At 59.1% G+C, this 10,469-nt stretch carries 8 protein-coding genes; 2 read left to right on the forward strand and 6 right to left on the reverse strand.

Features of this window, described 5'->3' with window-relative positions:
* The coding region (locus ACEK02_RS13315; protein ID WP_371422165.1) for a TonB-dependent receptor domain-containing protein at positions 1–1,593 on the forward strand (1,593 nt) is incomplete at its 5' end.
* A 384-nt stretch (positions 1,594–1,977) separates the two neighbouring features.
* Here the strand turns inward: ACEK02_RS13315 and ACEK02_RS13320 are convergent.
* From ACEK02_RS13320 to ACEK02_RS13330, 3 genes are read right to left on the reverse strand one after another with little or no spacing between them, the layout of a single operon-like run.
* A complete protein-coding gene (locus ACEK02_RS13320; protein ID WP_371422166.1) occupies positions 1,978–2,502 on the reverse strand; it encodes an RES family NAD+ phosphorylase in 525 nt (174 codons plus the stop codon).
* A gap of 21 nt (positions 2,503–2,523) precedes the next feature.
* Positions 2,524–2,862, reverse strand: a complete 339-nt coding sequence (locus ACEK02_RS13325; protein WP_371422167.1) for a hypothetical protein — start codon at positions 2,860–2,862, stop codon at positions 2,524–2,526.
* A 2-nt stretch (positions 2,863–2,864) separates the two neighbouring features.
* A complete protein-coding gene (locus ACEK02_RS13330) occupies positions 2,865–4,157 on the reverse strand; it encodes a hypothetical protein (protein ID WP_371422168.1) in 1,293 nt (430 codons plus the stop codon).
* 417 nt (positions 4,158–4,574) lie between these two features.
* Here ACEK02_RS13330 and ACEK02_RS13335 point away from each other — a divergent pair, with 417 nt between their 5' ends.
* Positions 4,575–5,207 carry a tyrosine-type recombinase/integrase gene (locus ACEK02_RS13335; RefSeq protein WP_371422169.1) on the forward strand — a complete coding sequence of 211 codons (633 nt, stop codon included), beginning with the start codon at positions 4,575–4,577 and terminating at the stop codon, positions 5,205–5,207.
* Positions 5,208–5,296: 89 nt separating this feature from the next.
* Here ACEK02_RS13335 and ACEK02_RS13340 read toward each other — a convergent pair whose 3' ends face one another.
* From ACEK02_RS13340 to ACEK02_RS13350, 3 genes are all read right to left on the reverse strand, one after another.
* Positions 5,297–6,430: a cobalamin-independent methionine synthase II family protein gene (locus tag ACEK02_RS13340; protein ID WP_371422170.1), complete on the reverse strand. Its 1,134-nt coding sequence runs from the start codon at positions 6,428–6,430 to the stop codon at positions 5,297–5,299.
* 32 nt (positions 6,431–6,462) lie between these two features.
* Positions 6,463–8,592 carry a TonB-dependent receptor gene (locus ACEK02_RS13345; protein ID WP_371422171.1) on the reverse strand — a complete coding sequence of 710 codons (2,130 nt, stop codon included), beginning with the start codon at positions 8,590–8,592 and terminating at the stop codon, positions 6,463–6,465.
* Between the two features lie 261 nt (positions 8,593–8,853).
* Entirely contained in the window at positions 8,854–10,098 is a 1,245-nt protein-coding gene (locus tag ACEK02_RS13350; RefSeq protein WP_371422172.1) for a hypothetical protein, read from the reverse strand.
* Between the last annotated feature and the right edge of the window lie 371 nt (positions 10,099–10,469).

Genomic DNA, 10,469 nt, shown 5'->3' on the forward strand with positions numbered 1-10,469 from the left:
CCGGGTCACTTCTCAATGAAAATCCCGGGTCACTTCTCAGTGCAACTCAACACCTATGACACTTTTTGCGATCCCATCCCGGCGGGAACGCAAATTCCCGGCAACACCTACTATAACGGCTCCATCTTCAAGGGTGGCCGCTGCTTCCCCCGAACCTCTCTCATCCGCAACCGCGGCGTGCAGGGCAAGCTGGTCGTCGGCCTCACCGACAAGATCGATTTCACCGCGATCGCCGGCTATCGCGCGCTCGATATGAACTTCTCCGGCTCCTACGACGGCACGCCGCTGTCCGAAGCCTACACCCGCCATGAGATTTATGAGCATCACGTGACCGGAGAGTTGCGCCTCACCGGACGGTTCAAGTTCGCTGACCTTGTCGGCGGCCTGTTCTACTATGACGGCACCGCCGAGCACCTCAACCAGCCGCAGAACGTCTCGTCCGGTGCGCAGGGCTTCGGCGTCAGCACCTATAAGCCCAGGTCCTGGGCCGGTTATGCGAATGGCGTGTTCCACGTCACCGATCGCTTCAACGTGACCGGTGGCCTCCGCTATTCACACGACCAGAAGGGAGTGGACTTCGTCTCGCAGAACGATGCGACACCGCCGGGTCAGACGACGTTTGTCCCGGCCGCAGGCGGCACGATCTTCGCGGTGACGATCGAGGACAAGCGCTGGGACTGGAAGGCTGGTGCCGACTATTTCCTCACCGACGACATCATGGTCTATGCTTCGGCCGGATCGGGTTATCGCCTTTCGGGCTTCGTCGTACGCCCCTGGCAGGCTGGGCAGGCTGGGCCGATCCCTGGCGACGCGCTCATCAGCTACGAGATCGGCGCAAAAGCCGAATTCTTCGACCGGCGCCTCAAGCTTAATGTCGCAGCATTCCAGATGGATTTCACATCGCGTTCAGCCGGATATAGCGGTCAGGAAGGGCAGCTGAACGGAACTCTGACCGGCCTCGTTTCGGGTAACATGACCGTGGTTGCTGCCGGCCCGCTGAACACACCCTATGCAACAGCGTTCACGACGTGCCGTCCCTATAATGCTGCGACCGACGGGCCGCAAAACCTCAACACGACACCCGACAAGGGCGTCGGCGTCACCTGTCTGCCCCGTGCGTATAACTATCAGGTTGCGGGCCAGATCCGCGGCGGCGAGGCTGAAGTCGAGATTGAGCCGGTCGACGATCTGCTCATTACCGGTTCCGTCGGTTATACCAAGTGGACATCCGAAGGGACCTCGCGTCAGACCACGATCCCGAACTGGACTGCCAGCGGCGGCATTCAGTACAAGATCGACGCGAAACCGCTCGGCGGAACCATCACACCGCGCCTCGACTGGTTCTTCAACAGCACCATTTACTATGCGGCGGATTTCCCGGACTATCGTCAAGACCCGCGATCGAGCTTCAATGGCCGCATCAGCTATCGCAATGTCGAGCATGACTTCGATGTGGCGATCGGCGCGACGAACCTTTTCAACAAGTTCTATTGGGTAAATCAGTTTCCTCGCGCTACGTTCGGCGGCACTGTCAATGCGGGCCAGCCAGCAGCACCGCGCGAATGGTATCTCACGCTGAAGAAGAGGTTCTGACTTTCGGTGACGGCCTCTCGAACGATGTGGATCGGCCGACCGCAAGGATTGCACCCATCAGGAGATGACGGGCCCGAATGACCGTCAATTACGCTCGATATCGGCACTTCGGCCAACATTCGTTGTTTGGCTGAAGTGCCGGCAGTACCACACCATTGGCGGAACTCGCACCTATCGTTGAATGCGGCCTCCCGTTGTGCCACTTCGATTGACCGGTTTTGGGGCGTCCTATGGTTGGACGGAATGACCGACATCAGGGCGATCCTTGTCTGTTCACTGTCCCTGTTCCCATATGCCCTTTCTTCCCGATGCGTCTGCGGAACGGAAGCCAGCCAGGGCAGCTGACGTTGAATTCAAAAGTATCCAAAGTAGGATTCTTCCAGGCTATCGCGCGCGCCAGGCTGCCCAATCGACCGGGTCCGAGGACCGGCATCGAAGCGAGGCCGATGCAGCACGATCGAGAAAGATGACAAGGTTGTGGGAAGCGTGCCGGGCGCTCGGAACCAGCAGACCATCAAATTCAAGGAAATGGGCCGCTGCCGCCAAAGCCTGGCACGCTTTATAATCGAAGGAGCGATAGCGATCCACGTCCACACCGAAAGGCGCCAACGCCGTCGTGTCTGCAAAACGCAACGTGTTGGTCGTTTGCAGAGCGATTTCGTGGATCTCATGAGCGAGACGGCTTGGCCACACGGGTTCCAAGGATAGCCTGAACCCGATCTCGGCGAGCGCCCCATCCCGTTCGAGACTGGTGTAAAGAACCTCGATGTTAGAGCCGGGACTCCAACGGCCATCCACAGCAGACCCTTTGAGCGGATCGCGCTCCTGCCGGGTTATTCGCCAGGCATTGATGTCTAAGGATACGGCTTCGGCGTCTTCAAGCGCGTCCAGGACGGCCCGATCGTGCACGCGTCCAGGGTCCGGCATAAGTTAACTATACGCCCCCTCTGCAAGACTCTCGATGATCGTCAGCACTTCGTCAGCCCGGCCATCATGCATGAGATCAATGGGTCTAGCCCCCTCCAGCAACCTATGCTTCGAGTAGAGCCATATCCTTGTTTCTTCGGGCGTATAAAGTTCTGCAAGCCGATCGACCACATATCGCAGGTCAGAAATCAGCAGCTGCATCTTTGGATGCGGTGATGAACTGCCTGTCGTCCAGCGCGATACCGTAGCCGGAGATACGGAGGCAATGTTTGCGACGTCCGTACCTTTCAAGCCTCCGCGGACTTTCAGGTCATCAAGGATTGTTACTACTGCACTAGCCATGTCTATTGCCTCAAAACTGCGCCAACTTTTCCGTTGCCGCCTCTAAAACGCGGTGCACGAGAATGGGTCGTCAGGGGTGCTTCCACGAGCTGATGCGCGATTGCATCACGCAACCGCACAAGCCGCCCTTTCGCCTTCAAAATCGCCTCACCCAATTTCGGATCAGACTTTTCGAGCCGATCGAGCAAGCGTGCAGTTTGCACCGCCGGCTCAACAAGCTGACTGAGGAAATGATCGCCGCGGCGACTATCGGGAACGGCCGATAGATCAGCGATCTGCTGATGACGCCGCATGAGAAAATGCGCATCGTGATTCTCGATCATGTCGTCAGGGCCCTGCGGGCAACAGGTCCGGTCAACGCAACACAAGCGCGACTTACCGCCCCGAAGCGAAAAGACCTCTCGCAGTTGCTTTTCGGTAAAATAGCGATCGAGTTCAGCAACATAAATGCGCGTAGTCACGGGGCCTGACGCCTTGCGTGCGCTTTTCCAGCTCGAGAGATTGAAATTCTCGCGCATGCCAATCCCGTGACTTATGGCGGCGCTGGCGCCCAACGCCAACGTGGCCAGCCCGGCGAGGCCACCCGTCATATCAGAGACGATCGGCTTGCCCGTTTCATGCAGCGCCCCAACCGAGCGCACATAGCTTCGAGTAGCTGCGCCCGTAGCGCTGGCGCCGAAGCCAGCCGCCCTCACCCATAGATTTTCGACAGGCAGACTGACCAGATCAACGGCGAGTTGCTTTCGGGCCGCCGCATCCTTGAGACCGTTTGCGGTCGTGATCCACTGAAAGTCCACTGCGATATCGGCACCGCCCGCCCGATCCAGCTCGTGACGCAAAGCCTCGCACAGCCGAAGATCGATTGAGCGCCATGAGCTATCTTCCGGCTCCCAAAGATGAGTTGGCGCAAGGACTGCCGAGACGTCGGCTGCCACGGCAAATTCCGCAATCGCCTTGGTGACGTCAAAATTGGTCGGGCGCGCAAATTCGTCAACAGTCCAAGGCCGTCCTGGCAGCGCCCACGGCAGCTTCTGTAAGGACGAAGCATTATGCCGTCCCGGCGTCGCAAGCTCGGCAAAATTGGGATCGAGCACGATCTCGCATCCATCAATCTGGAGATCACGGATGAAATCCAATTGCTCCACGAAATAGGCGGCATCGACAACGAGCCGGCGAAACGGAAGTCGTCCCCCGGCATGGAGGTCGGCAAGCCTGCGAAATCCCGTGCGCCCTAAGCGAAGAAACCCCGCGAGTTCGGTGGGTGGGCGTAGGGAAAAGACATTCTCATTTGTCATTCAAGCACCTCACGGGCGCCACTTAACATTTTTGTTTCACAAATCAATATGTGAAATTTCCATCTCGAAATGGGATGGCCGGGCTGTCAAACACCAGCATGCTCCATCAAGTGCTGCTTCCTTGATGCGGTTAGCTCTGGATCATCTTCTTCCCCTTGCGCTGGCCGCCGTTTTCGCCCGCGAGGTCACAGATCATGGCCTTGGTCTCGAAGGTGTTCAGCGGCCGGGGAACGCGGCCCACCTCCTCAAAGACGTACTTCCTAGATCATGTGAACGAAGGTGAACAAAGGGCCGCTTTTGGGAAGCGGAAACCCGGTTCCGAATGCCCGAAAATAAGGCGGAAGCTCCCGGATATCCGATTGCTAATCCAGTCATTTCGGAATCTCCTCTCTTTTGCAGGGGGATAGGAGAAGTGTCATGGGACTATCCGAATATGATCCTGCTTTCAAAGAACGCCCCCCTTGGAACGCAGGCGTCGTCGTTGGACCAAAGCGGCCGTTAAAAGCGCGCGATATCTGGGCGATCCGTTTCTTTCTCGATGAGCACAGGCGACTGAGGGATCGCGCCCTGTTCGACTTCGCAATCGACAGCAAACTGCGCGGCTGCGACATCGTGAAGATCAAGATCGGTGATCTCGTCAGCGGTGCAATTATCCGAAATCGCGCGACCGTCATCCAACAAAAGACTGGCCGTCCAGTTCAATTCGAAATGATGACCGACTGCCGTACCAGCCTGATGAAATGGCTCGAGCGACGCGGCGGAAGCATCAACGATCACGTCTTTCCAAGCCGCGTGGATTATCTTGGGCACCTCAGCACCCGACAATATGCGCGCCTAGTCGACGAATGGGTGACCGCCATCGGCCTGGACAGCCGAGAGTACGGAACGCACTCGCTCCGTCGAACCAAAGCATCCATGATCTACAAGGCCACGGGCAATCTGCGCGCGGTCCAGATCCTGCTGGGACATAGCAAGATCGAGAATACGGTCCGGTACCTTGGCATCGACATCGATGATGCTCTGGTTCTAGCCGAGAGAATCGAGATTTAAGGCGTATTGGCAGCTCCCCGCCCTTTGCGGGGAGCTGCTGAACTGACGACAGCTATGGAGGCGGAATGAGCAATTGTAGACTGCCGCGGCTACCACAGTCGGCGAGATGCCATCTCAGCACCTTGAGCAAGAGCCTCCAGCTTCCGCCACGCGATGTCGGGATCAATCGTGTGGACGGTGGCAAACGTCGCGAATCCGCAGTCGGTACCAGCGATGACCTTCTCCCGGCCCACAACGCCAGCATATTGCTCGATCCGCTGAGCGACGAGCTCGGGATGCTCGATGTAGTTTGTGCAGGTGTCGATCACACCTGGAATCAGGATCTTGTCGTCGGGGAGCGGCATCTCCTTGAACAGTGCCCAATCATGGGCGTGCCGGGGATTGGCGGCTTCCATCAGAAGGGCTGACGGCTTTGCTTTGTAGATCAGATCGAGGATCCCGCGCAGTTCGATATCGTGATGATGGGGTCCCTCGTAATTTCCCCAGCACAGGTGCATGCGCACGCGATCGGCGGGGACATCCCGAAGGGCGTGGTTCAACACCTCGATTAGCAGCGCGACCTCCGCGCGGAACGCCGATGCCTCCATCGGCGGCAGGTTCATATGGCGACCGGCAGCAAGGTCCGGGCAGTCGATCTGGAGGATCAGGCCGGCGCCGACGATCGCATCATATTCCGTCTTGATCGCTTCGGCGAGGGCATAGAGATACGCCTCCCGCGTGTCGTAATACTGGTTCGGCATGTAGGCTGCCATGATGCCCGGTGATGGCGCGTTCATGAAGCCTTCTTCGGCACCCGAACCCGCGAGCGCCGCCTGAAGATTGGCGATGTCGGCCCGCAGCGCATCCGTCTCGAGATAGGATACCGGACCGACACAGGCCGGCGTCTTAATCTCGAGCTTCATCCGCTTCGCGAATTCGGGGAAGTCCATGATGTCCGAGATGGCGAGCATCTGGTCGCTGCCGGTAAGACCGGTCATGCGCTGACGGGCGTAAGTCGAATAGGCATATTTGCTCATTTCGCCGTCATCGATCACGGTGATGCCCATGTCGCGCTGACGCTGGACGGCCCATTTGACCGCGTCGGAGACCTCCGCCGGCATCGTGGCGGCCTCCTCCTCGCTGAGGACGCCCATCTCCTGCTTGAGCAGCTTCTCCTCCAGAGCTTTCGGACGAGGGAGACTGCCGACATGGGTGGTCAGGATGAAATCGGTGCTGGTCTTCATGATGATCTCCGAACTGCTGAACTGGGCTGAGGTCAGAAGTGGCGCGTGAGGCTGACGCCAAAGCGCCGCGGCTCACCGATGCTAAGGCTGCCATAAGTGACGTCGCGCTCGACCAGCGGGTTGTTCTGGGTGACGTAGAATTTGTCGGTCAGGTTGCGCAGATAGGCTGCCACCCGCCAGTTACCGTCCGAAGACTCCAGGCTCGCCATGAGGTTGACGAGACCATAGGTCGGCTGCGCGACCGTCTCCTTGTTGGTGAAATCGAAATAGACCTTGGTCTGCCAGGAATAGGACGCTGACAGCGTTGCATTCCAGTCGCTGCCGATGGCGGTGCTATAATCCGCGCCGGCGCTGAACTGCCAGTCCGGCGCACGAACCAGGCGGTTACCGGAATAGTCCTGCACGCCGCGCTCGGGATAAACGGGATCGGCGCTGAGCAGACGCCCGTAGCGGCCGTGGAGCCAGTTCCCCGAGAAGCTGAGCCGCAGTGTGTTGGTGACCCGTGCGTCCAGCTCCAGCTCGGCGCCCTTGACGGCCGCGGTGTCCGCATTGACGACCCGCCCGATGATATCGCCGCTCGAGACCGAGGCCTGGGACTGCTGCAGCCCCTTGTAGCGCATGTAGAAGCCAGTCAGCGCCCCGGTCAGTCGACCGTCGAACAGGCTGCCCTTGATGCCGGCTTCGTAGTTCCAGGCCGTTTCCGGATCGAACTGGTTGATCGGCGCCGAATAGGTGACATAGCCGCCCGATTTGAAGCCCTTCGAGACCGTCGCGTAGACCGTGAGGTCTTTCGATAGCGTGAAATCGATCGTGAAGCGCGGCGTGACGTCATCCCAGGTCGTGTTGGCCTGATTCTGCACGATGGAGCCGAACACGTTCAAGGTGGCATCATATTTCTTGCGATCATGCGTGTAGCGCGCGCCGGCGCTGACCCGAAGGTTCGGCAGAAGTTTCAGGCGCAGCTGGGCATAGCCGGAAATCGACTCAAGTCGCTGATTGGCGCGATAGTCGATGGCGTCCACCGGAATGCTGTCGAATGGAATGCCGAACTGGTTGGCGCCCTTGAGATGATTGCTGACATACAGCCCGCCCGCGATGAGTTCGAGCCGGTCGCTGATGTCGGAGACGACGGTCAGCTCCTGCGAGAACTGGTCGATGTCGAATCCCGGAAGCGTTGCCTTGGGATTCCACACGAAGAGCGGCAGCGACGAGCCATCCGGATCCCAGCGCGAGAAATTTTCGAGCTTCAGATAGCCGGTGAGAGAAGTGATCGATGTGCTTGGCGAGACTGCCCACTTCAGGCGAAGCGAGGGCTGGTAGCGGCGCAGATTAAAGGATCCGCTCTCGTCCATCGCGACGGTCTTGTCGGACCAGCTGAACGGGATCGCGCCGAAGGCTTCGGTGAGCGACGGCTTGTCGGATCGGATCCGGATATTGTCGGCCAGCGTGAAGGTCGTGGATCGGTCCCTCACGACATCGAGGATCGCTAGCGCTTCGAAATCGTCAGTCGGCCTGGCCAGGACAGTCGCCCGGAACTGGAGCTTGTCGGTTTGTCCTAGCCTCGTATCGAGGAGCGTGTTGCGCAACCAGCCATTGTCGCGATCCGAACGGATTGCGAGACGCGCCATCACCTTGTCGCCGGCGATCGGGCCGCTCAGATAGCCCTCTACCGCGAGACGCTCATAGTTGCCGATCGTTGCGGTCAACGCGCCTTCGAAATTCGGTGTCGGCTCGTTGGAGTAGACATTGACCGCACCGGCAATGGCATTACGCCCCGCAATGGTGCCCTGCGGGCCGCGCAGCACCTCGACGCGCGAGACGTCGAACAGGTCGAGGTTCATGCTGTTCTGGCTCGTATTGACGATACCGTCCCGCGAGACCGCGACCGCCGGCTCGGCAGCCAATTGATAGAGCTGCGCGCCGATGCCGCGGATCGACACGAATTGCGTGGCGCCGATCTTGAAGCCGGCCTGCATGCTGGGCGAAATGCGCTGAATATCCTCGATGCTGGTGATCTGCTTCTGCTGCAGTGTCGCCGGTGCATAAGCGGAAATCGCCATGGGAATGTCGCGGACGGTCGAGGAGCGCTTCTCGGCCGTGACGACAATCTCTCCGACATCCTCAGCCGCAGAATCGTCGGCTGGCGAGACAGATTGCGCCACGGCAGGAGCAGAAGTCCCCGCTACCGCGATCACGGAAAGCGCAGATCGAGCGAGCAGGCACCGGAGATGGCGTGAAGGATAGAACAAAATTCCAAAATCCTTTCGAACAGGCGCAGCAGCACGCACCCCGGGCTGCCGACGTGATTGGGCGACAGCCGGGAAGCCGACTGCGTTGCGGTGAAATTGGGCGGAACGATCGTACAGTTTGCGGTGACCGCGCTAGGATCGAGCGCTCCGGTTCACCGATCCGATCGCACCAGCTTACGGGTCAGCTGCGGCGCCCGGCGGCCCGAAGCGCTGTCGAAAATCTTCCAGATCGAAGGCTATATCGTCGAGGCGCAGGAATTCCTCAGCGGGCATGCCGGGATGCTCTTTCCCATACCATTCGGCGTAGCGCGGCAGATCGGGTGCAAAACCCTTATAGTGGGTCGAATAAGCCCGAAGGTACAAGGTCGGCATGGCCGCAGCGAGATCGAACCGCAACAGCCGCAGCCACCCGTCGCCGATGCCGTCGATCACTCTCGCGGAAGAGCCGGTATCCTTGAGCGACTGCTTGCGGCCCTGATAATTGACCAGGAATTGGTAAACCTTGTGCCCGTGCTGGTTGAGGTCGATCCGGTGTCTCACGCCGTGGAAATGGCCATTGAGGGTCATCAGGATCTGGTCATGCCGCGAGATGAAGCGCTCCCACAGCCGCGCCGGACCAAAACGTCGGCTGTCCCGCAGCGTCATGTCCAAATAGACGATGGACGCGCGCTCGCCTTCTTCATTGAGAAACTCGTGGATGGAGACGATCGTCGGAAGGCCGGGGTAAGCATTGATGACGCCGTCAGCCCAGGCAAGCGTCTCCTCATTCGGGCACATTTCCAGGCCCAGATGAAGGAAGCGATAGCCGCCCGCGCTGAAGATCTGCGCCGAGCTGCATCCCTCGTCATGGAATGACACGTACCAGGCCTTTCCATCGAAGAACGGCGATGAGGCGCCGAATATGTTCGTCCAGTTCGCGAGCCCCGAGACCTGAAGGCCGCCAATCCCTTCGACCTTGTTGCCCTTGATACCTCCGCCAATTTCCGCCGGAAACTCGTGGTCCGTCCACAGATGATCATAATCGTGATTTCCCGGGATCACGCAGAACGGCAAACGATCGGCGATGATGTTCCAGGCAGCGCGAGCGGCGGGCATCTCGATCGAGAGCAACTGTTCAGGCGATGCAGGGAGCAAATCCTCGATCACCGGATTGCCGATCGCCCTCATGCCTCGGTCGAGACTGAGCTGGTCGGGCTCCGCAATGCTCGGATGCTGCCAATTGTCGCCAAGACCTGACACGAAGGCGATCTCGCCGCCCGCGCTCCGGGCATTGCGCGCAAGATAGGCCATCACATCGTACAGCATCTCGCGCGTGTCGAAGGGGAAGCCGCCTTCGCGCTGGTTGCGATGACTCACATAATTTTGCGTGTCGGACACGACCGCGATGGAGAAGGGCGCGCCGGCGGCATCGGAAAGCATCTCATCAAATCCTCGGGCTGACAGCCACGCGGCCATCGAGTCGTTAACGGAACGACCGTACAGTTACGATTCAATCGCGGCATTTTTGTTACGAGAAGCAATCGCAGCCTCACCGAGCTTAAAATTCGGCGAAAAACTTTACGAGACCCGCGCAAGCCCCTATCTCGACATCAATCGTGAGCGAGTGCCGATCGGGAACGATCGTACATTGACAGAAGCAGGAGTGGTAGTTGGGTTCCGCGGCACCGGTCAATTCACCCGAGCAGACGACACGCCTTCGCGAGGCGGCTCTGGATTATGCTTGCCAGGAAGGTCTGGCTGTTGAGTTGCACTGAGAAGTGACCCGGGAGGGTTATAAGTTTTCACTGAGA

The sequence above is a fragment of the Tardiphaga sp. genome, from assembly GCF_041424195.1.
GTDB lineage: Bacteria > Pseudomonadota > Alphaproteobacteria > Rhizobiales > Xanthobacteraceae > Tardiphaga.